This is a genomic window from Streptomyces sp. NBC_01255 (genome assembly GCF_036226445.1).
Taxonomy (GTDB): domain Bacteria; phylum Actinomycetota; class Actinomycetes; order Streptomycetales; family Streptomycetaceae; genus Streptomyces.
Genome location: NZ_CP108474.1, coordinates 7295749 through 7319646, shown reverse-complemented (window position 1 = coordinate 7319646; position 23898 = coordinate 7295749). Strand labels below are relative to the sequence as shown.

19 protein-coding genes, 2 rRNA genes and 1 riboswitch are annotated in these 23898 nt (G+C 68.2%); of the genes, 5 read left to right on the top strand and 16 right to left on the bottom strand.

What is annotated here, in order from left to right; translation table 11 throughout:
• Window positions 1-43: 43 nt before the first annotated feature.
• A complete protein-coding gene (locus tag OG357_RS33170) occupies window positions 44-601 on the top strand; it encodes a GNAT family N-acetyltransferase (protein ID WP_329624612.1) in 558 nt (185 codons plus the stop codon).
• Here OG357_RS33170 and OG357_RS33165 read toward each other — a convergent pair.
• Window positions 579-944: a hypothetical protein gene (locus tag OG357_RS33165; protein ID WP_329624611.1), complete on the bottom strand. Its 366-nt coding sequence runs from the start codon at window positions 942-944 to the stop codon at window positions 579-581. The two genes, OG357_RS33170 and OG357_RS33165, sit on opposite strands and share 23 nt — an antisense overlap.
• Before the next feature lie 150 nt (window positions 945-1094).
• On the opposite strand from OG357_RS33165, the gene OG357_RS33160 reads away from it, so the two are divergent.
• Window positions 1095-1904, top strand: a complete 810-nt coding sequence (locus OG357_RS33160) for a PhzF family phenazine biosynthesis protein (protein ID WP_329624610.1) — start codon at window positions 1095-1097, stop codon at window positions 1902-1904.
• Window positions 1905-1982: 78 nt separating this feature from the next.
• Here the strand turns inward: OG357_RS33160 and OG357_RS33155 are convergent, their stop codons facing one another.
• Both OG357_RS33155 and OG357_RS33150 read right to left on the bottom strand, forming a co-directional pair.
• Complete coding sequence (locus tag OG357_RS33155) at window positions 1983-2765, bottom strand: CPBP family intramembrane glutamic endopeptidase (protein WP_329624609.1); 783 nt, start codon at window positions 2763-2765, stop codon at window positions 1983-1985.
• Window positions 2766-2913: 148 nt separating this feature from the next.
• Window positions 2914-4413, bottom strand: a complete 1500-nt coding sequence (locus tag OG357_RS33150) for a glutamate--cysteine ligase (protein WP_329624608.1) — start codon at window positions 4411-4413, stop codon at window positions 2914-2916.
• 482 nt (window positions 4414-4895) lie between these two features.
• Between OG357_RS33150 and OG357_RS33145 the strand changes: the two genes are divergently transcribed.
• Both OG357_RS33145 and OG357_RS33140 read left to right on the top strand, forming a co-directional pair.
• A complete protein-coding gene (locus tag OG357_RS33145; RefSeq protein ID WP_329624607.1) occupies window positions 4896-5486 on the top strand; it encodes a hypothetical protein in 591 nt (196 codons plus the stop codon).
• Between the two features lie 333 nt (window positions 5487-5819).
• Window positions 5820-6026: a DUF5999 family protein gene (locus OG357_RS33140; RefSeq protein WP_024756896.1), complete on the top strand. Its 207-nt coding sequence runs from the start codon at window positions 5820-5822 to the stop codon at window positions 6024-6026.
• Window positions 6027-6132: 106 nt separating this feature from the next.
• Here the strand turns inward: OG357_RS33140 and gcvP are convergent, their stop codons facing one another.
• Window positions 6133-9018 carry an aminomethyl-transferring glycine dehydrogenase gene (gene gcvP / locus OG357_RS33135; RefSeq protein ID WP_329624606.1) on the bottom strand — a complete coding sequence of 962 codons (2886 nt, stop codon included), beginning with the start codon at window positions 9016-9018 and terminating at the stop codon, window positions 6133-6135.
• A gap of 176 nt (window positions 9019-9194) precedes the next feature.
• Window positions 9195-9294: riboswitch (glycine riboswitch) on the bottom strand.
• Between the two features lie 113 nt (window positions 9295-9407).
• Between gcvP and OG357_RS33130 the strand changes: the two genes are divergently transcribed.
• Window positions 9408-9782, top strand: a complete 375-nt coding sequence (locus OG357_RS33130; protein WP_329624605.1) for a PRC-barrel domain-containing protein — start codon at window positions 9408-9410, stop codon at window positions 9780-9782.
• Between the two features lie 151 nt (window positions 9783-9933).
• Here OG357_RS33130 and OG357_RS33125 read toward each other — a convergent pair whose 3' ends face one another.
• The 12 genes from OG357_RS33125 to OG357_RS33070 form a co-directional block, all read right to left on the bottom strand.
• Entirely contained in the window at window positions 9934-11346 is a 1413-nt protein-coding gene (locus tag OG357_RS33125; protein ID WP_329624604.1) for a DNA polymerase IV, read from the bottom strand.
• Between the two features lie 129 nt (window positions 11347-11475).
• Window positions 11476-12093 carry a MerR family transcriptional regulator gene (locus tag OG357_RS33120; RefSeq protein ID WP_329624603.1) on the bottom strand — a complete coding sequence of 206 codons (618 nt, stop codon included), beginning with the start codon at window positions 12091-12093 and terminating at the stop codon, window positions 11476-11478.
• Between the two features lie 235 nt (window positions 12094-12328).
• Window positions 12329-12802, bottom strand: coding sequence for a bifunctional nuclease family protein (locus OG357_RS33115; RefSeq protein ID WP_015032172.1), 474 nt, complete (start codon window positions 12800-12802; stop codon window positions 12329-12331).
• 53 nt (window positions 12803-12855) lie between these two features.
• Window positions 12856-13599, bottom strand: coding sequence for a transcriptional regulator FtsR (gene ftsR, locus OG357_RS33110; protein WP_317593698.1), 744 nt, complete (start codon window positions 13597-13599; stop codon window positions 12856-12858).
• Window positions 13600-13628: 29 nt separating this feature from the next.
• Window positions 13629-14570, bottom strand: coding sequence for an FHA domain-containing protein (locus OG357_RS33105; RefSeq protein WP_329625770.1), 942 nt, complete (start codon window positions 14568-14570; stop codon window positions 13629-13631).
• A gap of 81 nt (window positions 14571-14651) precedes the next feature.
• Window positions 14652-15590 (bottom strand): DUF881 domain-containing protein, encoded by a 939-nt coding sequence (locus OG357_RS33100; protein WP_443066765.1) that lies wholly within the window; start codon window positions 15588-15590, stop codon window positions 14652-14654.
• 5 nt (window positions 15591-15595) lie between these two features.
• On the bottom strand, window positions 15596-15928 hold the full coding sequence (locus tag OG357_RS33095) for a small basic family protein (RefSeq protein ID WP_015032176.1): 333 nt from the start codon (window positions 15926-15928) through the stop codon (window positions 15596-15598).
• The gene (locus OG357_RS33090; protein WP_317593700.1) at window positions 15925-16854 is read right to left on the bottom strand and encodes a DUF881 domain-containing protein; all 930 of its coding nucleotides are present in this window, start codon (window positions 16852-16854) and stop codon (window positions 15925-15927) included. Before OG357_RS33090 ends, OG357_RS33095 begins: the two co-directional genes overlap by 4 nt.
• A gap of 101 nt (window positions 16855-16955) precedes the next feature.
• Window positions 16956-19451 (bottom strand): mannose-1-phosphate guanyltransferase, encoded by a 2496-nt coding sequence (locus tag OG357_RS33085; RefSeq protein WP_329624602.1) that lies wholly within the window; start codon window positions 19449-19451, stop codon window positions 16956-16958.
• 116 nt (window positions 19452-19567) lie between these two features.
• Window positions 19568-20176 carry a CDP-alcohol phosphatidyltransferase family protein gene (locus OG357_RS33080; protein WP_024756906.1) on the bottom strand — a complete coding sequence of 203 codons (609 nt, stop codon included), beginning with the start codon at window positions 20174-20176 and terminating at the stop codon, window positions 19568-19570.
• Window positions 20177-20323: 147 nt separating this feature from the next.
• A 5S ribosomal RNA gene (gene rrf, locus OG357_RS33075) occupies window positions 20324-20440 on the bottom strand.
• An 87-nt stretch (window positions 20441-20527) separates the two neighbouring features.
• Window positions 20528-23647: ribosomal RNA gene (locus tag OG357_RS33070) — 23S ribosomal RNA — on the bottom strand.
• Window positions 23648-23898: the final 251 nt, after the last annotated feature.

The window sequence follows — 23898 nt, the reverse complement described above, 5'->3', positions numbered from 1 at the left end:
GGCCCGGCGGCAGCCTCCCCGCACTCCTGCCATGATCACGACCATGACAACGGCCATGACCGGCGACAACGCCCTTCTCTACACCCAGCTGGTGGCCCCCGACGCCGCCGGCGACGCACTCGTCTCGGCCCTCACCGAGTGCTGGACCGAAGTGAGCGACGCCGGCGGCGCCGCCGGATTCCCCTTCCCACCGGTCGATCCCGCCGAGGTCGCCGCCGCGGTCGACCGCATCGTCGCCGGCCTCGACCCGGCAAGCAGCCGCCTCGTCGTCGCGACTCTCGACGGAACCCTCGCGGGCTGGCTGAACCTCCGCCGCGACCCGCATCGCCTGGTCGCGCACTGGGGCACGCTGCACCACGTCCAGACCCGCCTCCGAGTACGGGGACGGGGCATCGGAGCGGGTCTGGTGCGGCAGGCCCGGGTGATCGCCCGCGACGAGATGGGCCTGGAGCAGCTGCGGCTCGCGGCACGCGGCGGCGTCGGCCTGGAGGAGTTCTACGGCCGCCTCGGCTGGCAGGAGGTCGGCCGCTGGCCGGGCGCCCTCCGGCTGGCCCCCGGCGACGACCGCGACGAGGTCCTCATGGTCCTGGCACCCCTGTGACCGCACCCGCCGCCTCCCGCCGCCGCGCCCGTACGGCCCGTACGGCCCGTGTGATCCCCCACCCCAGCAGCCACGGCAGCACCGTGATGCCGAGGACGTACACCAGGAGATAGCCCACCAGGTCGTCGGTACGGATCGACTTGCCCAGCGGCATCACCATGGCGATCGCGGAGACCGTCACCGGCAGCAGCGGCAGCAGCACCGACCACAGCCGCGCCCGCAGACCCGGCCGGAACGCGCACCACACCCCCATCCCGCCCATGGCGAACGGTCCGAACGGCACCCACAACACCACCGGAACGAAGAACAGCGCCCACCAGTCGTCCGCGTACCCGAACATCATCGAAGCCCCCCCGAGGTCCGCGGTCCGAAGTCCGCCGACGGTCCCACTCGGGGGACGCCGGACAGCCCGGTCCAGTTCTCCCTCGGCACGGTCCAGTTCTCCGCGATTGGCCTTGGTCCGCACGTTTCGGCACCTTGTACGGTCAGCGGCATGCGGATCCGAATCGTCGACGCCTTCACCGATCAGCCCTTCGCCGGAAACCCGGCCGGAGTCCTCCTCCTCGACTCCTTCCCCGAGGACTCCTGGCTCCAGAAGGTCGCGGCCGAGGTCAACCTCTCCGAGACGGCCTTCGCCCACCCCCTGCCCGCCGGCGGCGAGGCGGACTGGGCCCTGCGCTGGTTCACCCCGACCACCGAGGTCGACATGTGCGGCCACGCCACGCTCGCCACGGCCCACGTCCTGCACACCACCGGCAGGGCGAGCGGCACCGTCCGCTTCGCCACCCGGTCGGGCGTCCTGGGCGCCACCGCCGCCGAGGACGGCACCATCACGATGGACTTCCCGACCTCCTCCCTCACCCCCGTCCCCGTCCCCGACGGCCTGGAGAAGGCGCTCGGCGCCGAGGTCGTCGCCGTCCACGACACGGCCGCGCACCTCGGCGACCTCCTCGTCGAGCTCCGCGACGAGGCCACCGTGCGCTCCCTCACGCCGGACTCCGCCGCCCTCGTGAGCCTCGCCACGCGGGGAGTCATCACCACTGCCGCCGCGGACGACCCCGACAGCGGCTACGACTTCGTCTCCCGCTGTTTCTTCCCCGCCCTCGGCATCGACGAGGACCCGGTGACCGGCAGCGCCCACACCGAGCTGGCCCCCTACTGGTCGGCCCGCTTCGGCCGCGACGAGCTCACCGGCTTCCAGGGCGGCGCCCGCACCGGCCTCGTCCGCACCCACCTGCGCGGCGAGCGCACCCTGCTGACCGGCCACGCCGTGACGGTCATCGAGGGCGACCTGCACGCCTGACGCCAAAGAACGAAAGGGGTGAGGGGCATACGGCTCAAGCCGCACGCCCCTCACCCCTCCCCCACGTCCTTCATCCCGTCACCCGGTAGGCAACCAGCCCACCTTGCCCGCCAGCAGCCCGTAACCGACGAACGCCACGATGTCGAGCAGCGCGTGCGCCACGACCAGCGGCCCGACCCGCCCCCAGCGCCGGTACAGCAGGACGAAGACGACGCCCATCACCACGTTGCCGAGGAAACCGCCGATCCCCTGGTAGAGGTGGTACGAGCCGCGCAGCACCGAACTCGCGACGAGCGCCGCCATCGGAGTCCACCCCAACTGCCCGAGTCTGCGCAGCAGATAGCCGACGACGACGACCTCTTCCAGGACGGAGTTCTGCACCGCCGAGAGGATCAGCACCGGATACTTCCACCACACCTCCGGCAGGGACTCCGGCACCACCGTGAGGTTGAACCCGGTCGCCCGCGCCGCAAGGTAGAAGGCCAGCCCCGCGCTCCCGATCCCCGCCGCGACCAACGCCCCGCGCCCCAGGTCGGGCCAGGGCCGGGTCCGGTCGAAGCCGATGGCCCGGAGCCCGGCGCCCTCCCGCAGCAGCAGATGGGCGACGAGGACGACCGGCACGAGCGCCGAGGCGATGCCGAAGAGCTGCCAGGACAGGTCGAGCCACGGCCGCCCCGGCGCGTACGAGCCGTTGAGCGTCGCCGCCTGCTCCTTCAGCGACCCCGGCCTCGTCAGGGAGCCGATGAAGCTGATGAGCGACGACAACGCGCTCGCGCCGAGCGAGAGCGCGAGCACGATGAGGGTCTCGGAGCGCAGCAGTTTCCGCGGCAGTCCTCCGGGGGGCAGGGAAGCGTCCCTCACGTCTTGCTCCGACACCACACCTGTCTCCACTTCCCGGTCGTGGGCCCATGCCGTTCCGGCAGTCGCGTCCCGCCTCGACTACCTTGACATGATCACCCATGCCCGGGATACCGCCCCGGACCGCAGCCCGGAGCGCGCGGGGCAGGCGTCAGCCGATCCCCACGGGCCAGGTGTGCACCGGCTCGCCCTCGTGCATCAGCGTCCGGTAGCGGCGGGTGGTCGCGGCGAGCGCCGCCTCCCGATCGAGGCCCGCATCCAGCGCCTGGTGAAAGGTGTCGGCCTGCCAGGAGGCCCCGTTCACCTTCCGCAGACAGCGCTGCTCGATCACCCCGAGGTAGAAGTCCCGGTCCGCCGGCTCGATGTGCCAGGCGTCCAGTCCGGCCGCGGCCAGCGGCAGCAGCTCGTCGAGGACGAGACGTACCGCCGGCAGGGTCGCGACGCCGCCGGCGCGGCCCGAGCGGGGCCAGCGCAGCTCCGCCTCGATGCCGTGACGGCAGGCGGTGTCGAAGTTGGCCTCCGCGTCCTCGAAGGCCATCCGCTTCCAGACCGGCCGCGGTTCGTCGGCGAGCGAGCGCACGAGCCCGTAGTAGAAGGCCGCGTTCGCGATCACGTCGGTCACGGTCGGCCCCGCGGGCAGGACCCGGTTCTCCACGCGCAGGTGCGGGACCCCGTCGACCCAGCCGTACACGGGCCTGTTCCAGCGGTAGACCGTGCCGTTGTGCAGGACGAGCTCCTGGAGCTTCGGGACACCGCCCTCGTCGAGGACGAGGAGCGGGTCCTCCTCGTCACAGATGGGGAGGAGGGCGGGGAAGTAGCGGAGGTTCTCCTCGAAGAGGTCGTACACCGAGTCCACCCACCGCTCCCCGAACCAGGTGCGCGGCCGGACGCCCTGGGACTGCAGCTCGGGCGGCCTGGTGTCGGTGGCCTGCTGGAACAGCGGCGGCCGGGACTCGCGCCACACCTCACGGCCGAAGACGAAGGGCGCGTTCGCACCGAGGGCGATCTGGACGCCCGCCACCGCCTGCGACGCGTTCCAGACGGCGGCGAACCGGGCGGGCGTGACCTGGAGGTGCAGCTGGACGGAGGTGCAGGCGGCCTCCGGCACGATCGACTCCGAGGTGCACAGGAGCCGTTCGACTCCGTGGATGTCGAGGGTGAAGTCCTCGCCCCTGGCGGCGAGGATCTGGTTGTTGAGGAGCGCGTAGCGGTCGGCGGCCGACAGGTTCTCGAAGACCAGGTCGCTCTGGGCGAGCGTCGGGAGTATGCCGATCATGACGACGCCGGCGTCGAGTTCCGCGGCCTTGCGGTCGGCGTATCCGAGTCCGGTGCCGATCTCCTCGGCGAGCCGGTCGAATACCCTGCCGCCGAGCCGGTGGGGAGCGATGTTCACTTCCAGGTTGAACATTCCGAGTTCGGTCTGGAAATCGGAGCTCGCGATCCTTTCCAGAACGGGCGCGTTGAGCATCCGGGGCAGCCCGTCGGCACCGGCGAGATTGAGTTCGATCTCCAGACCCATGAGATTTCGGGGCCGGTCGAACCTCTTCTCCGCCAGCAGCCTCGCGAGCCCCGCGAGACACTGCTGGAGCTTTCTCCGGTACCGCTGTCGGTCGGCCGGGCCGAACCCGTCCGCATCGACCTTCTCCCCCATCGAAGCCGTCCCTCCCACCGTGGGCAGCCGCGACGACGGCCGCGCGTCACGGACCATGATGCCCACCTCGCTGATCCACAACGCCTGCGGAACCGGGCCGCCGGAGGATAGGCTGGAAGGAGCTCTCCACCGGCACGTTCCGAAGGCATGACACGGTCGACATATACCAATGTCCTATTGTCCCGTGACGGGGGATCACAATTCAGCCGTCCGGCCCGGCGAGGAATACGCAGGTGAGCGTCGCGCGGCCGTCATGATTCCGCTTGAACAGCCCCCGGAATAAGGCCTGATGAGGCCTTGCCAGGAATATCGGCGCCGTCTAGCGGAAACACTCTGTGAACACGTGTCGTATAAACTCCGCGGACGAGGCAGAGTGTTGGTGCCCGGTCATGGCCCCATGGCCCCTCTCTGGCCGCGCCGCTGACAGCGCCGTCGTACCTGCCCACGCATCACCGTGTCTCCTGAGTGAGAGGCGACCCACCATGCTCCGACCCTCTCCGGCCCCCGCGCCGGCCCTCCGCAGTGTTCTCGCGGCCCTCGGCTCACCGACCGCCGTCCGCGAGGCCCGAACTCCCGCCCTGCGGGCCGCGCAGGGACCACTGAGCCCCGAACTCCCGTTGCCCGTACACGTCCTCGGCGTCATGGGAGCACCTGGACGGTCGCCCCGCACCCGGCTCACCGCCTGGCGGTTCCTGATCCGGAACGGGGAGCGGGCGATCGCCGCCGCGGACACCATGCTCACCCCGGACGGCTGGACCTTCTCGCACTTCTTCGAGGGGCCGTACGTCACCGCGACGGAACGGGCCCTGCTCCAGGCCGAGGCGCTGCCCACCCCGTACCAGCCCCGGCTGCTCTCCGTACCCGAGCTCTACATGCTGACGCTCTGGCTGCACGCCGAACCGGAGGCGGACGGCACGACCGACACCCCGGCCGCGGCCGATCTCCTGGTACCCCTGGCCCCCGCGCCGCCGGGGATCGCGGCCCACCGGCCCTACCAGGTCGCCGACCTCCTGCCCGTGCTCAGTACGCGTCTCGCGCCGCCGCCCCTCCTGGGCTCGGCGGCGCCCGCCTGATCCACCCCGCCTACGGCTCCCGCCCCGTGACCCACCCGGGTCACGGGGCGCACTGCTGTCCGAGAACCGCGCCCGAACGGCCATACCGAACGCCGCTCCCGTACGGACTAGCCCGCTCGGACCACCCCGAACCACCCGAAGAGACGGTGCACTTGACCTGAACCGCCCCTGCGGGTGATGCGTCTTCCCCGGAGAGGACGAGCTGACGCGAAATACCTGCGGAAGACCGTCCATGGGGCAAGACTGGGACCGGAACCGAACCGACCGACGGGGGCGGCGATGAGCGCGAAGAGCCGCAGGACATCCACCACGACGCAGCGAAAGAACCCACCCATGTGCCAGCACCAGCCTGCCTGTCCCACCGCCGACTCCAACGACCGGGAGGCGGCCCGCCTGATGGCGCACCATCCGGAACAGGGCTGGAGCCTGCTGTGCAACGGCGTCCTGCTCTTCGAGGACACCGGTGAACTGCTGCCGGACGGGCAGATCATCGCCCCGCACCGGCCACTGACGGCGGGACAGGTGACGACCGCCGCCTGAGCGCGCGGAGATCACGTACGAGGGAGAGAAGCGCCGAGGGCCGGCCCGGAGGAGATCCTCCGAACCGGCCCTCGGCCCATGCTCAGCGCGTCAACGCCTCGACGCCTCAGTGGTCGTACTCGTCCATGGGCGGGCAGGAGCAGACCAGGTTCCGGTCGCCGAAGGCGCCGTCGATGCGGCGGACCGGCGGCCAGTACTTGTCGGCGGCCGAGACACCGGCCGGGAAGACCGCCTCGTCACGGGTGTACGGGTGGTTCCACTCGCCGCCCAGCGCGGCCGCGGTGTGCGGGGCGTTGTGCAGCGGGTTGTCGTCGGCGGGCCACGCGCCCGAGGCGACCTTCTCGATCTCCGCGCGGATCGCGATCATCGTGTCGCAGAAGCGGTCGAGCTCGGTGATGTCCTCGGACTCGGTGGGCTCGATCATCAGCGTGCCGGCCACCGGGAAGGACATGGTCGGCGCGTGGAAGCCGTAGTCGATCAGACGCTTGGCGATGTCGTCGACCGTGACGCCCGTCTCCTTCGAGAGCGGACGCAGGTCCACGATGCACTCGTGGGCGACCAGACCGGCCGGACCGGTGTAGAGCACCGGGAAGTGCGGCTCCAGGCGCTTGGCGATGTAGTTCGCCGCGAGCACGGCGACCTGCGTGGCGCGCTTGAGGCCCTCGCCGCCCATCAGACGCACGTACGACCAGGAGATCGGCAGGATGCCGGCGGAGCCCCACGGGGCCGCCGAGATCGGGCCGACGCCGGTCTCCGGGCCCGCGGTGGGCTGGAGCGGGTGGTTCGGCAGGTACGGGGCGAGGTGCGCACGCACACCGACCGGACCGACACCGGGGCCACCGCCGCCGTGCGGGATGCAGAAGGTCTTGTGCAGGTTGAGGTGCGAGACGTCGCCACCGAACTTGCCCGGCTTGGCGAGCCCGACCAGCGCATTGAGGTTGGCACCGTCGACGTACACCTGACCGCCGGCCTCGTGGACCTCGGCGCAGATGTCGGCGACGTGCTCCTCGAAGACGCCGTGCGTGGACGGGTAGGTGATCATCAGCACGGACAGCTCGTCGCGGTACTGCTCGATCTTGGCGCGCAGGTCCGCGATGTCGACCTCGCCGTCGTCGGCGGTCTTGACGACGACGACCTTCATGCCGGCCATCACCGCGGAGGCGGCGTTGGTGCCGTGCGCGGAGGACGGGATGAGGCAGACGGTGCGCTGGAGGTCGCCGTTGGCGCGGTGGTAGGCGCGGACGGCCAGCAGACCGGCCAGCTCGCCCTGCGAACCGGCGTTGGGCTGGATCGACACCTTGTCGTATCCGGTGACCTCGGCGAGGCGGTCTTCCAGCTCGGTGATGAGCGTGACGTAGCCCTGCGCCTGGTCGATCGGGGCGAAGGGGTGGATCTGGCCGAACTCGGGCCAGGTCACCGGCTCCATCTCGGTCGTCGCGTTCAGCTTCATCGTGCAGGAGCCGAGCGGGATCATGCCGCGGTCGAGCGCGTAGTCGCGGTCGGCGAGCTTGCGCAGGTAGCGCAGCATCGACGTCTCGGAGCGGTGCGCGTGGAAGACCGGGTGGGTCAGGTACGCGTCGGAGCGCAGCAGCCCGGCGGGCAGCGTGTCCTCGGCGGCGGCGTCCAGGGCCTCGACGTCGCCGTCGACACCGAAGGCGCCCCAGACGGCGGCGAGCTGCTCGCGGCCGGTGGTCTCGTCACAGGAGATCGAGACGAGATCGGCGTCGACGCGGTAGAGGTTCACACCGGCGTCACGGGCGGCGGCGACGACCTCGTCGGCCTTGCCGGGCACCCGGACGGTGAGGGTGTCGAAGTACGAACCGTGGACGACCTCGACGCCACCGGCGGTGAGACCCGCGGCGAGGATCGTGGCGTACCGGTGGGTCCGCTGCGCGATCCCCTTCAGCCCGTCCGGCCCGTGGTAGACGGCGTACATGCCGGCCATGACGGCGAGCAGCACCTGAGCCGTACAGATGTTGCTGGTGGCCTTCTCGCGGCGGATGTGCTGCTCGCGGGTCTGCAGGGCGAGGCGGTACGCGCGGTTGCCGTCGGCGTCGACGGACACACCCACCAGGCGACCGGGCAGGGAGCGGGCGTGCTTGTCCTGGACGGCCATGTAGCCGGCGTGGGGACCGCCGAAGCCCATGGGCACGCCGAAGCGCTGCGTGGTGCCGACGGCGATGTCCGCGCCCAGCTCGCCGGGCGAGGTGAGCAGGGTCAACGCGAGCAGGTCGGCGGCGACGGTGACGATGGCACCGAGCTCGTGGGCCTGGTCGACGGTGGCCTTGATGTCCCGCACGGCACCTGAGGCGCCCGGGTACTGGATCAGCACACCGAAGACACCGCGCTCGGCGATCTCGGCGGGGATCCCGTCGCTGAGATCCGCGACGACGACCTCGACACCGGTCGGCTCGGCGCGGGTCTCGATGACGGCGATCGTCTGCGGCAGGGCGTCGGCGTCGATGAGGAAGACGCCGTTCTTGACCTTGCCGACGCGCCGGGACAGGGACATGGCCTCGGCGGCGGCGGTGCCCTCGTCGAGGAGGGAGGCGCCCGAGGTGGGCAGACCGGTCAGGTCGGCGACCATGGTCTGGAAGTTGAGCAGCGCCTCCAGACGCCCCTGCGAGATCTCCGGCTGGTACGGCGTGTAGGCGGTGTACCAGGCCGGGTTCTCCATGACGTTCCGGAGAATGACCGGAGGCGTGAAGGTCCCGTAGTACCCGAGGCCGATCATCGGGGCGAGGACCTGGTTGCTGTCGGCGAGCGTGCGCAGCTCGGCCAGCACCTGGGCCTCGGTGCGCGCGGCCGGCAGGCCCAGCGCTTCGGCGTTCTTGATCACGTCCGGCACCGCGGCGGCGGTGAGCTCGTCGAGCGAGCCGTAACCGACCTGAGCGAGCATCTTGGCCCGCGCCTCGGCGTCGGGCCCGATGTGCCGCTGCTCGAACGGGATGCCCTGTTCGAGCTCGGAGAGCGGAATGCGGTTGGCGGTCATGTACGGAGGCCTCCTGGTCGTCACGACCTGCGAGGGGCACCACGGCGCGGGTACCCGGACGGCCTCCCCCTCTGTCATCTCAACCTGAGAGTTTCACCGGCACGCCTCGCGGCACGCCGGCTTTCACCGTCGGTGAGAGCGCATGCCGTGGACACCGCTCTGCTTTCCAGAGTGACCTCGTCCGCGCGGTACAGGGGCCTGAGAGATTCCGGGGAGGATTTGCTCCTTCGGCGCCCTCCGGAAGGTTTCTCCGGGGGACTCTCCCGCACAGGGTCGACAGCCACAGCCAGCCTACCAGCGAGGTTGCGGCTCCCATCGCTCAAGTGGCCGACATCCCAGATGTGCACTTTCGTAGGGGTGTAGAGCAGTTGCGACCAGTTGGAGGGACCGTGCAGACCGACATCGATCCGCGCAGCCTGATCGGCCGCAAGGCGTTCGACCGGAACGGGCACAAGATCGGAACCGTGGACGAGGTGTACCTGGACGACGCGACCGGCATCCCGGAATGGGCCGCGGTCCGCACCGGCCTGTTCAGCCGGGACGCCTTCGTACCGCTGGAGCCGAGCGACCTCCTGGAAGACGGCCTCCACATCCCGTTCGAACGCGCACTCATCAAGGACGCCCCGGACTTCGGCGTAGGCCGCCACCTCTCCCCGGAACAGGAGCTCCAGCTCTACCGCCACTACAACCTCACGCTCCCACCCCCACCCCAGAACCCCCGGGACACCGACTTCGGTCACCTGGCAGGCCAAGAGGGCCCCTGACCCGCGGCAACCCGCACCGGTACGGACCCAGCCGCACGAGCAACACAAGCGGAGGCCCCACAGCCGCCAACGGCGCGAACCCCCCACAGGTACCCCGGCCCGGCCGCAAGGCCGGGCGCACCGCACAGACCGGCACCGGACCACCGAGCCGTCACGCCCCCGCCCGGCACTCGCCCCGCACCAAGGGCAACGGCTCCGAAGGCTCGAGTTCCGGATCGTCCACCGAGAACGTCCGCACCCGCCCCGGCGCCGACCACGGCTCCTCGAACCGCACCGTGACCCGTCCGACCCCGCTCCCCTGCACCCACCCCGCCCCGTGCACCGCGTGCCGTACGTCGTGCCCGGGCGCCCACTGCCGCTCGACGGCGACGGCCCCGGCAGCCCCAGCCTCATCCGCCACACCGCCGGCATCGGCACCAGCACTGGCACCGGTCCCCGCCGACTCCACCGCCTCCGTCTTCGCCGCCGCCACCGCGACCGCCGCCCGCTCCTCCTCGGCCTGGGCGAAGAGATCCTCCTGCGTGTAGTCCGCGAGCCCGCTCACGCCCACCCCGAGCAGCCGCACGCCCCCGGTGGTGTCGACGGCCTCCAGGAGCCGCCCGGCGGCCTCCCGGACGACCCCAGGGTCGTCCGTCGGCCCCCGCAGCGTCTCGGACCGGGTCAGCGTCGAGAAGTCGTACCGCCGCACCTTGAGGACGATGGTCCGCCCCGAGTGCCCCGAGGCCCGCAGCCGCCCCACGCACCGCTCGGCGAGCCGCTCCACCTCCGTCCTGATCCGCACCCGGTCGTGCAGGTCGACGTCGAAGGTGTCCTCGACCGACACCGATTTGGCGTCCCGCTCGGCCACCACGGCCCGGTCGTCGTACCCCTGGGCCATCCGGTGCAGCGAGGCCCCGTGCGCCCGCCCCAGCAGCCGTACGAGCTCGTCCTCGCCCGCCTCGGCCAGGTCGGAGACCGTGGTCATCCCGGCGCGCCGCAGATGCTCCCCGGTCGCGGGCCCGACGCCGGGCAGGATCCGCACCGACCGGGGCCCGAGCAGCTCCCTCTCGGTCCCCGGCTCGATGAGGACGAGCCCGTCCGGCTTGGCCTCCTCCGAGGCGATCTTCGCGATCATCTTCGACCCCGCGAGCCCCACCGACCCCGTCAGCCCCGTCGTCGCCAGGATGTCGGCCCGCAGCCGCTCGCCGACGACCCGCGCGCCGGCGCTGTCGTCGGCGAGGTTCCCGGCCTCCAGGTCCACGAAGGCCTCGTCGAGGCTGAGCGGCTCCACGAGCGGCGAGAGTCGCCCCAGGAGCTCCATGACCTGCTCACTGATCGACCGGTAGAAGGCGAAGCGCGGGACGAGATACGCGGCGTTCGGCGCGAGCCGCCGCGCCTGGCCCATCGGCATGGCCGAGTGCACCCCGAAACGGCGTGCCTCGTACGAGGCGGTGGCGACCACGCCGCGCGGCCCGAGACCCCCGACGACCACGGGTTTTCCGCGCAGGCTGGGCTTCGCCGCCTGCTCGGCGGCGGCGAAGAACGCATCCATGTCGAGATGCAGGATCGTCGGCGCGGCTCTCACACTTCCGATGCTGCCCCATGCCACTGACAACGGGGCGGCAACCACCCGGGACCACCGCCACCGAAAGCGCTGCAGAGGCCCCTGGCAGAGCCCGGAGGCCGCCCCTGTGCAGAGGCGGAGGCCCCCCGCTCAGACCGCCTTGTCGCGCCGCCGCCGGGCGAGCTCGTCACCCGGGTTGTGCCCGACGAGAGTCTCGCCCGTGTCGACCCGCTCCCCGTGCAGCTGCGACAGCGCGGCCTCCACGTCCCGCCAGACGACCCCGACGGCGATCCCGAAGACGCCCTGCCCGCCCTGGAGGAGGTCGACGACCTCGTCGGGCGAGGAGCACTCGTAGACCGTGGCACCGTCGCTCATGAGCGTCATCCGCTCCAGATCGCGGAAGCCCCGGGCCCGCAGGTGCTGCACCGCCGCCCGGATGTTCTGCAGGGCCACCCCGGTGTCGAGGAAGCGCTTGACGATCTTCAGGACGACGACGTCGCGGAAGCTGTAGAGCCTCTGGGTCCCCGACCCGTACGCGGGCCGCACGCTCGGCTCCACGAGTCCGGTGCGCGCCCAGTAGTCCAGCTGCCGATAGGTGATGCCGGCGGCCGCGCAGGCCGTGGGGCCGCGGTAGCCGACCACGTCACCCGCCGGGCCCGTACTCGCGTCCGCCCCGAGGTCGCCCACACTGCCGTGAAGCGGATACGGACCGGACTCCCCGGACACGCGTCCGAGCGAGCTCCCTGCCGTACCGTCCGCGCTGCTCATCACGCCGACCCTCCGTCCTTGACCTGCCCACACGAAGGTAGGCAGTCACTCGGGGTGCGTCAACGATCGCCACACTCGGCACGCCGAGTGATAATCACCCTGAGAGTGGTTTGCCGTGTCTCTCCCCGGGGAAAGGCTACTCGAATGCTCTGACAGCACCCCGCGAACGGCGCGCGCGGCGGGCTTCACGACGGGCCCGCGCGACGGCATGGCAAGCGGCCTCCGGCCGCACGTCTCACTGACTGTTGGTCCCGAAGTCCTCCGGTGAGATCTGGTCGAGAAACTCGCGGAACTTCTCCACCTCGTCCTCCTGCTCATCCGGAATCGCGATACCGGCGTCGTCCAGCACACCGTCACTGCCGTAGATCGGCGTTCCGGTCCGCAGAGCCAGTGCTATCGCGTCGGACGGCCGGGCGCTCACCTCGACGCCGCTGGCGAAGACCAGCTCGGCGTAGAAGACCCCGTCACGCAGATCCGTGATGCGGACCTCGGTGAGCTCCTGCCCCACGGCCTCCAGCACGTCCTTGAAAAGGTCATGCGTCAGCGGCCGCGGAGGGGCCATCCCCTGCTGGGCGAAGGCGATCGCGGTCGCCTCACCCGGTCCGATCCAGATGGGGAGGTACCGATCGCCTCCCACTTCCCGCAGGAGCACGATCGGCTGGTTGGAGGGCATTTCCACCCGGACACCCACAACGTCGAGCTCGTTCACACAGCAACCCTAGGACGTGCCCGACCGGTTTGGATAGTCGGGCCCGTCCAAGATCACTGGAGCCGGATGCCCAGAGCCGTCTGCACGAAGGCCGCGTGCAGCCTCACGGAGAGCTCGGCGAGCTCCTTCGCGGTGGCCTCCGCATGTGCTCTGGTCTGCGGATTACGGTGCCGGCGCAGCGGCGCGACCATCTGTTCGAGGAGGCCGGCCTCGCGGTCGGCGGCCGCCTTGACGCCCCGCAGGTGCCGGGGTTCGAGACCGAATCTCCCCAGATCCGCGACAAGTCCGGCGATGGTGACGGCCTCCGCGTCGTAGCCGCCGCCCCGCACCTCGGCGATGAGACCGAACGACTCCCACTCGGCGAGCTCGGCCTCGGTCACCTCTGCGGCGGCGATCAGCTCGGCCCGGCCGATCCGCGTGGCGGTGGGCCGTTCCCCGTCCTGTTCCCAGGGTCCGTCGAGCAGCTCTCCCCGGCGCCCGGGCGCCGGGAGGCTGACCTGCTCACCCCGGGCGAGAGCGTCGAGATGCTCACGGATGACCTTCAGCGGAAGATAGTGGTCCCGCTGCATCCGCAGGATCTGAGCGAGCCGCTCCACGTCCTGCGGGCTGAACTTCCGGTACCCGGACGCCGTCCGCCGGGGCTCCACGAGCCCCTCGGCCTCCAGGAACCGGATCTTGGAGATCGTCACTTCGGGAAATTCGTCGCGCAGCTGGTTCAGCACCGTGCCGATGCTCACCAGCCGGTCGCCCGCGGTGGCGGTGCCGTTTCCGGCACCGCCCGTCGGTGTTCGCAGCATGGACCTTCCCTGAAGGCTTCTCCGAGGCGTCACACGCCCCGCTGGCTCGAATAGAAGACCAGCCGGTACTTGCCGATCTGCACCTCGTCGCCGTTGGACAGCACGACCGACTCGATCGGCTCACGGTTGACGTACGTGCCGTTGAGGCTGCCGACATCGGCGACGGTGAAACTGCCGTCCTGTGCCCGCCGGAACTCGACATGACGCCGGGAGACGGTGAAGTCGTCCAGGAAGATGTCGCTCTGCGGGTGACGGCCGGCCGTCGTCAGCTCTCCGTCGAGCAGGAACCGGCTGCCGGAGTTCGGCCCCCGGCGCACCACGAGGAGCGCGGCACCCAGAGGCAGGGCCTCCACGGCCGCGAGCGCCTCGGGAGACAGCGACGGAAGCTGGGTCTGACCGGTGACCTCCGCGTCGTACGCCTCGAGCCCCGAGATGGAGATCGTCGACGTCGTCTCGGACGCACGCTCGGCGGCGACCCCGCCCCGCAGCGGCGTGCCGCAGTGAGAGCAAAAGCGGCTGTCGGCCGCGTTGCGGTGACCGCACCTCGTACACACCGGCATGGACGCATCCTCCTGCCGCGGCAGCCCCGCGGAGGTCTGTGTCGCGTACGGATCGGGGGTAAACCCTCCACCCGTACTTGAGGTTGATGGTTCCCCGAAACCTATGCGTCCGGCCCCGGCGGGGTCAACAGAAGACGCGCCCTGCGCGCCCGAAATGTCACCGCCCTGACCGTCGACCTCATCGCGGAAGAGCGGGCGCTCGCCGCCCTGCTCCTCGCTCTGGGCATGGCGCGGCGCGCGGTGCCTGGCGTTGCCGCCGTCCTCGCGTGCGCTCTTGCCGAACAACTTCGCAAACAACTTCACGGGCGATTCCCCTTGACCGAAACAGACCCGCCCGTGGGGCAGGACGAACCGAGATCCATCACACCTGCCGACCCGGACACCTTCACAACGTCCGTATCCTCCGGACAGTTTCCACCACGCACCACCGTTGTGGTGCGCCGACCCCCCGCAACGTCATGCCCTTGTCGCGGGACCCCCTCGTCCCCCGCCTCACTGCGAGGACGACTGAGCGTAGTCAGGCCGCTTCGCGGGTCGCAAGGCGTCGACGACGATCTTCGCCGACCGCTCCACCGTGGCTGTGGCCTGCTCCTTCTCGAGGGTCTGCACGACACCGCCGGGGATGTTGAGCGCGGGCTCGAGATCCTCCGGCTTGCCGATGACCTTGAAGACGTACGGAGCGGCCACCTTCGTTCCATCGATCCGCATGTCGTCACCGCTACCGGTGAAATAACTGTCCGCCACCACGCGCACACCGTTGACCTGGATCGCCTCGGCACCCGCCGCGCGCAGCTCCTGGATGGCGTCGAGCAGCATGTCGGACTCGACGGCTCCGGTGGGATCGCCGACGGTCAGGGTGATCCCCGGCCCCTCCGCCGCCACCGTGCCGGCCAGGATGCCGAGCTGCCGCTCCTTCTCCTGGGTCTGCTTGCGGGCCTCCTCGGCCTGGTCCGAGCTGGACTCGAGCTCGGTGCGCTGCTTCTCGAGCCGCGCCTTCTCGTCCTCCAGGCGCTGTGTGCGGTCGTCGAGCTCGTCGAGGATCCGCACGAGGTCCTCCTGCCGCGCCCCGCGCAGCGCGCTGTTCTCGCTGGTCGAGGAGACCTGGATGGCAAGCCCGAGACCGAGGACGAACAGCAGCAGGGCGACGATGAGCTGGGCCCGGGTGACCCGCGGCGGCCACACGGCGGCGGCGAGCCTGCGCCGCCCACTCGGCTCGGCCCCGCCAGGAGCGACGGGCGCGTCCACGGCCTCAGCCGCGTCCGGACTCCGGGACCCCTCGGGCAGCTCCGCCTTCTCGCCCGGCTCGGGGCTCTGCGAACCAGGCGAACTCTGCGGCTCCTGGGGCTCCTGGGGGCTCCGGGACTTGTCGGGGTTCTCAGGCATCGGGTTCTCGGGCATCGGCTTCTCAGGCATCTGAGGGTCCTCGCTCATCGGCCTCACGCCCGGAACACGTGGCGCCGGATGGCGGCCGCGTTGGAGAAGATCCGGATGCCGAGCACGACGACCACGCCGGTCGACAGCTGCGCGCCCACGCCCAGCTTGTCGCCGAGGAAGACGATCAGCGCGGCCACGACCACGTTCGAGAGGAAGGACACCACGAAGACCTTGTCGACGAAGATCCCGTCGAGCATGGCCCGCAGGCCGCCGAAGACCGCGTCCAGGGCGGCGACCACGGCGATCGGAAGATAGGGCTCGACCACCGCCGGCACCTCGGGCCGGACCAACAGTCCGACCACGACTCCGACGATCAGGCCCAGTACGGCGATCACGATGTGCCCTTCCCTGTGTCGGCCGTGGCCCGACCGGACGGCGTCGCCGCCCCGGCCCCCCTCGGCTCTGCTGTACGTACGGTCAGGCTCGGCGCGGCCGGCAGGCGTACGTCGCCCTCGGCCGAGATGCTGCTCCTGATCCCGAAGTTCTCCACCAGCGCGTGCAGATACTGTCCGTCGGCGCTGTCCTGGAACGCTGTGCTCAGCCGCTGTCCGTCCCCGATCGCGAGGACGGTGTACGGCGGCACCAGCGGCTTGTTGTCGACCAGTATGGCGTCGCCGGCGGCCCTGATCGCGGACAGCGATGTCAGCCGCTGCCCGTTGATCGAGACGGCCTCGGCACCGGACTCCCACAGCCCGTTGACCACCCGCTGCATGTCCCGGTCGCGGACCCGGCCCGTGTCGGAGAAGCCGCTGCTCTCCCGCGGTCCCCCGCCCCCGGTGTCGGTGCCCTTGGCGTCGTCGACGACCAGCTTCACCCCGGGTCCGTGCACCGGCGTCGCGCCCGAAAGCAGGGCGACGAGCTCGGCCTGGTCCCCGCCGTGCTGCTCCAGCGCCTGCCGCTGCCGCTCCCCGACCTCGGCCCGGATCCGCTCGACGTCACGCTCCAGCTGATCGGCGGCCGAGGTCTCCCCCTCGATCCGGTCGATCAGGTCCTGCCGTTCCTTGGCGACCACCGGCGCCGAGATCCGCGCTTCGGCCGCGCCCACCGTCACCACGGCCGCGGCGAGCACGAGGCCCGCGGCGACGCCGAGCTTGGCGCGCAGGCTGCGGGGCAGGCCACCGCCCTCGGCCTCGCGCCGGGCCGTGGCCTCCGCGTAGCCGTCGTCGAGCGCGTGGTCGATCACGTTGTTCAGCAGCGACATCGACGCGTCCGGACGCGGCGGCGGTGATCCGGTGCTCCGAACGGGGGGCTGCTGCGACATGCCGCACATCGTCGCACGTCGCACGGCCTACCACCGAATGGCCCCCGCAACGGGCGGGGAGGCACCCCCGCGGGCGCCTCCCGGCCGTACGGTCCGCTCCGTCAGCGACCTGCGCTGTCGACCACCTCGGTCCACTCGTCGAGCAGCGCCTGCGCGGAGGCGTCGTCGGGGCCCTCCGCCCACAGATGAGTGACGGCCTCCGCGGGGTCGGGCAGCACCATCACCCAGCGCCCGTCGGCCTCGACGACCCGCACTCCGTCGGTGGTGTCCACGGACCGGCTGCCGGCCGCCTCCACAACCCGACGCATGACCAGCCCCTTCACGGCCCACGGGGTCGCGATGTCCTTCTTCAGGACGTGGGCACGCGGAATCCGCGCGTCGATCTGGCTCAGCGTGAGCTGCGTCCGGGCCACGAGACCGATGAGCCGCACGAAGGCGGCCGCCCCGTCGAAGACGCTGCTGAACTCGGGCACGATGAACCCACCGCGCCCGTCACCGCCGAAGATCGTCGATTCCTCACGGCCCACTCGCGTGAGGTCGTCGGGCGAGGTCGTCGTCCACTCCACCTGCGTGCCGTGGTACGCGGCGACCTGCTCGGCGATCCTCGTGGTCGTCACGGGCAGCGCGACCCGTCCCGAACGCCGCTCGGCCGCCACCAGGTCGAGCATCACCAGGAGCGCCCGGTCGTCCTCGATGATCCGTCCCCGCTCGTCGACGAGCGAGAGCCGTTCGCCCACGGGGTCGAACCGCACCCCGAACGCCGCCCGCGCCGACGCCACGATCTCCCCCAGCCGTACGAGCCCGGCCCGCCGGCTCTCGGCCGACTCGGTGGGCCGGGACTCGTCGAGCCCCGGGTTGATCACCAGCGAATCCACCTGGAGCCGGCCGAGGAGACTCGGCAGGACGAGCCCCGCACTGCCGTTGGAGGCGTCCACGACGACCTTCAGCCCCGCCTCCGCGATGCCGGTCGTATCGACGTTCCGCAACAGCGACCCGGTGTACGAGTCGAAGACGCTCGCCGGGAAGGAGAGGTCACCGATCTCCCCGGGGAAGGCCCGCCGGTACTCCTGCCGCGCGAACACCCGGTCGAGCTTCCGCTGCCCGGCCTGTGAGAGGTCCGCCCCGCGCTCGTCGAAGAACATGATGTCCACGGAGTCCGGCACACCGGGCGAGGTGCGGACCATGATCCCGCCGGCGCTCCCCCGCGCGGTCTGCTGCCTGGCCACGGGCAGCGGTACGTTCTCCAGGTCCCGTACGTCGATGGCGCTGGCCTGCAACGCCGAGATCACCGCCCGCTTCAGCGCCCGGGCACCCCGGGAGTGGTCACGAGCCGTGGTGACGGTCGCACCCTTCTTGAGTGTCGTGGCGTAGGCACCGGCGAGACGCACGGCCAGCTCCGGCGTGATCTCCACATTCAGGATGCCGGACACCCCACGCGCCCCGAAGAGGTGCGCCTGCCCCCGGGACTCCCAGATGACCGAGGTGTTGACGAAGGCACCGGCCTCGATCGTCTTGAACGGATAGACCCGTACGTTCCCCTGCACGATCGATTCTTCGCCGACCAGGCACTCGTCCCCGATCACGGCGCCGTCCTCGATGCGGGCGGCCCGCATGATGTCGGTGTTCTTGCCGATCACGCAGCCGCGCAGATTGCTCTGCGGGCCGATGTAGACGTTGTCGTGCACGACGGCCTTGTGCAGGAAGGCCCCGCTCTTGATCACCACGTTCGAGCCGATGACGGTGTGCTCACGGATCTCGGCGCCGGCCTCGACCTTGGCGTAGTCCCCGATGTAGAGCGGCCCGCGCAGCACGGCGTCCGGATGTACCTCGGCGCCTTCGGCGACCCAGACGCCGGGGGAGATCTCGAAGCCGTCGATGTCGACCTGGACCTTGCCCTCGAGAACGTCCGCCTGGGCCTTCACATAACTCTCGTGGGTGCCGACGTCCTCCCAGTAGCCCTCGGCGACATAGCCGTAGATCGGCTTGCCCTCCTTCATGAGCTGAGGGAAGACGTCACCCGACCAGTCCACCGAAACGTCGGCCGCGACATAGTCGAAGACCTCGGGCTCCATCACGTAGATGCCCGTGTTCACCGTGTCCGAGAAGACCTGTCCCCAGGTGGGCTTCTCCAGGAAACGTTCGACCTTTCCCTCTTCGTCCACGATGGTGATCCCGAATTCCAAGGGATTCGGAACCCTGGTGAGGCAGACGGTGACGAGGGCGCCCTTCTCCTTGTGGAAGGCGATGAGATCGGTCAGATCGAAATCTGTGAGCGCGTCCCCCGAGATGACGAGAAAAGCGTCGTCCTTCAACGCTTCTTCGGCATTCTTCACGCTGCCCGCTGTACCGAGTGGTTTCTCCTCGTTGGCGTACGTGAGCTCCATCCCGAGCTCTTCGCCGTCACCGAAGTAGTTCCTGACGAGGGAGGCGAGAAACTGCACGGTGACAACGGTCTCATTGAGACCGTGCCTCTTGAGCAGTCGCAGGACGTGCTCCATGATCGGCCGGTTTACCACCGGCAGAAGAGGCTTGGGCATGCTCGAGGTCATGGGGCGAAGTCGGGTTCCTTCGCCACCGGCCATCACGACGGCCTTCATGTCGGAAGCGTCCTCCTTGAAGAGACGACGGTCCTGCCGACTTCACCTGTCCGCTAGGTGGCCCTCGGGCGTCCTCGTTCCTGCCGGCGACGTTGCTCGGCACGGGACGGACGGGCTCAATCGGCCGCGGTATCCGCCTTCACGAGTCGACGGACCTGGACCACGTAGAGGATCCCTGCCCACCAATACAGAGTTGTACCCCATCCTGCGAAGGCCCACCCGAAAACTTCAGCGAGTGACGAGAGCCAGCCCGTTCCGTCACTGAGAAGCAGCAACGGGAACGCGTACATCAAGTTGAATGTCGCAGCTTTCCCGAGGAAGTTCACCTGCGGCGGCGGGTAGCCGTGCCGCCGGAGGATTCCCACCATGACCAGCAGCATCGCCTCACGCGCCAGCAGGGCGGCGGTCAGCCACAACGGCAGGATCTCGCGCCAGGTGAGCCCCACGAGCGTGGACAGGATGTACAGCCGGTCGGCGGCCGGGTCGAGCAGCCGGCCGAGGTTGCTGATCTGGTTCCAGCGCCGGGCGAGCTTGCCGTCGAGATAGTCGCTGACGCCACTGAGCATCAGGACGAGCAGCGCCCACCCGTCGCTGTTGGGTCCACCGAACTCGGGGCGGAGAATGAGCCACAGAAACAGCGGCACGCCGAGAAGACGCGCCATGCTGAGAATGTTGGGGATGGTGAGGACCCGGTCGGTCTGAACGCGAGTCTCCTGGACCTCCACCCGGGGGCCTCCTGCTGGGATGGTGCCGACGTTGCCCCCTGACCCTACCCGCAGCTATGGCACGGCCGCGCACAGGGGCCCGACTGCCGGCAGAACGCAAAAATGCCTCAACCCCCGGACAGAGTCCGGGGGTTGAGGCTAAAAATTGTTCGGCGGCGTCCTACTCTCCCACAGGGTCCCCCCTGCAGTACCATCGGCGCTGAAAGGCTTAGCTTCCGGGTTCGGAATGTAACCGGGCGTTTCCCTAACGCTATGACCACCGAAACTCTATGAAGATATGAACCGCCGCACCACCCAAAAGAGGGGGGCGTGTTCGTTACTTCAGAACTAACACAGTGGACGCGAGCAACTGAGGACAAGCCCTCGGCCTATTAGTACCGGTCAGCTCCACCCATTACTGGGCTTCCACATCCGGCCTATCAACCCAGTGGTCTACTGGGAGCCTTACCCTCTCAAGGAGGTGGGAATACTCATCTTGAAGCAGGCTTCCCGCTTAGATGCTTTCAGCGGTTATCCCTCCCGAACGTAGCCAACCAGCCATGCCCTTGGCAGGACAACTGGCACACCAGAGGTTCGTCCGTCCCGGTCCTCTCGTACTAGGGACAGCCCTTCTCAATATTCCTACGCGCACAGCGGATAGAGACCGAACTGTCTCACGACGTTCTAAACCCAGCTCGCGTACCGCTTTAATGGGCGAACAGCCCAACCCTTGGGACCGACTCCAGCCCCAGGATGCGACGAGCCGACATCGAGGTGCCAAACCATCCCGTCGATATGGACTCTTGGGGAAGATCAGCCTGTTATCCCCGGGGTACCTTTTATCCGTTGAGCGACGGCGCTTCCACAAGCCACCGCCGGATCACTAGTCCCGACTTTCGTCCCTGCTCGACCCGTCGGTCTCACAGTCAAGCTCCCTTGTGCACTTACACTCAACACCTGATTGCCAACCAGGCTGAGGGAACCTTTGGGCGCCTCCGTTACCCTTTGGGAGGCAACCGCCCCAGTTAAACTACCCATCAGACACTGTCCCTGATCCGGATCACGGACCGAGGTTAGACATCCAGCACGACCAGAGTGGTATTTCAACGGCGACTCCACCATGACTGGCGTCACGGCTTCAAAGTCTCCCACCTATCCTACACAAGCCGAACCGAACACCAATATCAAACTGTAGTAAAGGTCCCGGGGTCTTTTCGTCCTGCTGCGCGAAACGAGCATCTTTACTCGTAGTGCAATTTCACCGGGCCTATGGTTGAGACAGTCGAGAAGTCGTTACGCCATTCGTGCAGGTCGGAACTTACCCGACAAGGAATTTCGCTACCTTAGGATGGTTATAGTTACCACCGCCGTTTACTGGCGCTTAAGTTCTCAGCTTCGCCACACCGAAATGTGACTAACCGGTCCCCTTAACGTTCCAGCACCGGGCAGGCGTCAGTCCGTATACATCGCCTTACGGCTTCGCACGGACCTGTGTTTTTAGTAAACAGTCGCTTCTCGCTGGTCTCTGCGGCCACCCCCAGCTCACGGAGTAAATCCGATCACCAGTGATGGCCCCCTTCTCCCGAAGTTACGGGGGCATTTTGCCGAGTTCCTTAACCATAGTTCACCCGAACGCCTCGGTATTCTCTACCTGACTACCTGAGTCGGTTTAGGGTACGGGCCGCCATGAAACTCGCTAGAGGCTTTTCTCGACAGCATAGGATCATCCACTTCACCACAATCGGCTCGGCATCAGGTCTCAGGCTTAATGTGTGACGGATTTGCCTATCACACGCCCTACACCCTTACCCCGGGACTACCACCGCCCGGGCTGGACTACCTTCCTGCGTCACCCCATCGCTTACCTACTACCACCTTGGGTCGACGGCTCCACCACTTTCCTTTCCCCGAAGGGTCCGGAACGGCTTCACGGCCTTAGCATTAATGGGCTCGATATTGGGCGTTTCAAAGCGGGTACCGGAATATCAACCGGTTGTCCATCGACTACGCCTGTCGGCCTCGCCTTAGGTCCCGACTTACCCTGGGCAGATCAGCTTGACCCAGGAACCCTTAGTCAATCGGCGCACACGTTTCTCACGTGTGTATCGCTACTCATGCCTGCATTCTCACTCGTGAACCGTCCACAACTAGCTTCCGCTGCTGCTTCACCCGGCACACGACGCTCCCCTACCCATCACAGCGGGCGTTGGCCCTATTGCTGCAATGACACGACTTCGGCGGTACGCTTGAGCCCCGCTACATTGTCGGCGCGGAATCACTTGACCAGTGAGCTATTACGCACTCTTTCAAGGGTGGCTGCTTCTAAGCCAACCTCCTGGTTGTCTCTGCGACTCCACATCCTTTCCCACTTAGCGTACGCTTAGGGGCCTTAGTCGATGCTCTGGGCTGTTTCCCTCTCGACCATGGAGCTTATCCCCCACAGTCTCACTGCCGTGCTCTCACTTACCGGCATTCGGAGTTTGGCTAAGGTCAGTAACCCGGTAGGGCCCATCGCCTATCCAGTGCTCTACCTCCGGCAAGAAACACACGACGCTGCACCTAAATGCATTTCGGGGAGAACCAGCTATCACGGAGTTTGATTGGCCTTTCACCCCTAACCACAGGTCATCCCCCAGGTTTTCAACCCTGGTGGGTTCGGTCCTCCACGAAGTCTTACCTCCGCTTCAACCTGCCCATGGCTAGATCACTCCGCTTCGGGTCTTGAGCGCGCTACTAAATCGCCCTATTCGGACTCGCTTTCGCTACGGCTTCCCCACACGGGTTAACCTCGCAACACACCGCAAACTCGCAGGCTCATTCTTCAAAAGGCACGCAGTCACGAGAAACAAGCAAGCTTGTTTCCGACGCTCCCACGGCTTGTAGGCACACGGTTTCAGGTACTATTTCACTCCGCTCCCGCGGTACTTTTCACCATTCCCTCACGGTACTATCCGCTATCGGTCACCAGGGAATATTTAGGCTTAGCGGGTGGTCCCGCCAGATTCACACGGGATTTCTCGGGCCCCGTGCTACTTGGGTGTCTCTCAAACGAGCCGTTAATGTTTCAGCTACGGGGGTCTTACCCTCTACGCCGGACCTTTCGCATGTCCTTCGCCTACATCAACGGTTTCTGACTCGTCTCACAGCCGGCAGACTGTGAAAGAGAGATCCCACAACCCCGCATGCGCAACCCCTGCCGGGTATCACACGCATACGGTTTGGCCTCATCCGGTTTCGCTCGCCACTACTCCCGGAATCACGGTTGTTTTCTCTTCCTGAGGGTACTGAGATGTTTCACTTCCCCTCGTTCCCTCCACATGCCCTATGTGTTCAGGCATGGGTGACAGCCCATGACGACTGCCGGGTTTCCCCATTCGGAAACCCCCGGATCAAAGCCTGGTTGACGGCTCCCCGGGGACTATCGTGGCCTCCCACGTCCTTCATCGGTTCCTGGTGCCAAGGCATCCACCGTGCGCCCTTAAAAACTTGGCCACAGATGCTCGCGTCCACTGTGTAGTTCTCAAACAACGACCAGCCACCCATCACCCCACCGGACAAGCCGATGAGTTCACTGGGGCCGGCATCACGAAGGCAACGACCATACGGCCGTACCCTCAGATACCCAACAACGTGCCAGGCACGATCCTCCGCATCCCCGTCACTTTCCACGCCGAAGCAGTACTTGTGAGGAGATCCTTGAGACCGTGCCAACTAATCAACGTTCCACCCATGAGCTGACCGTG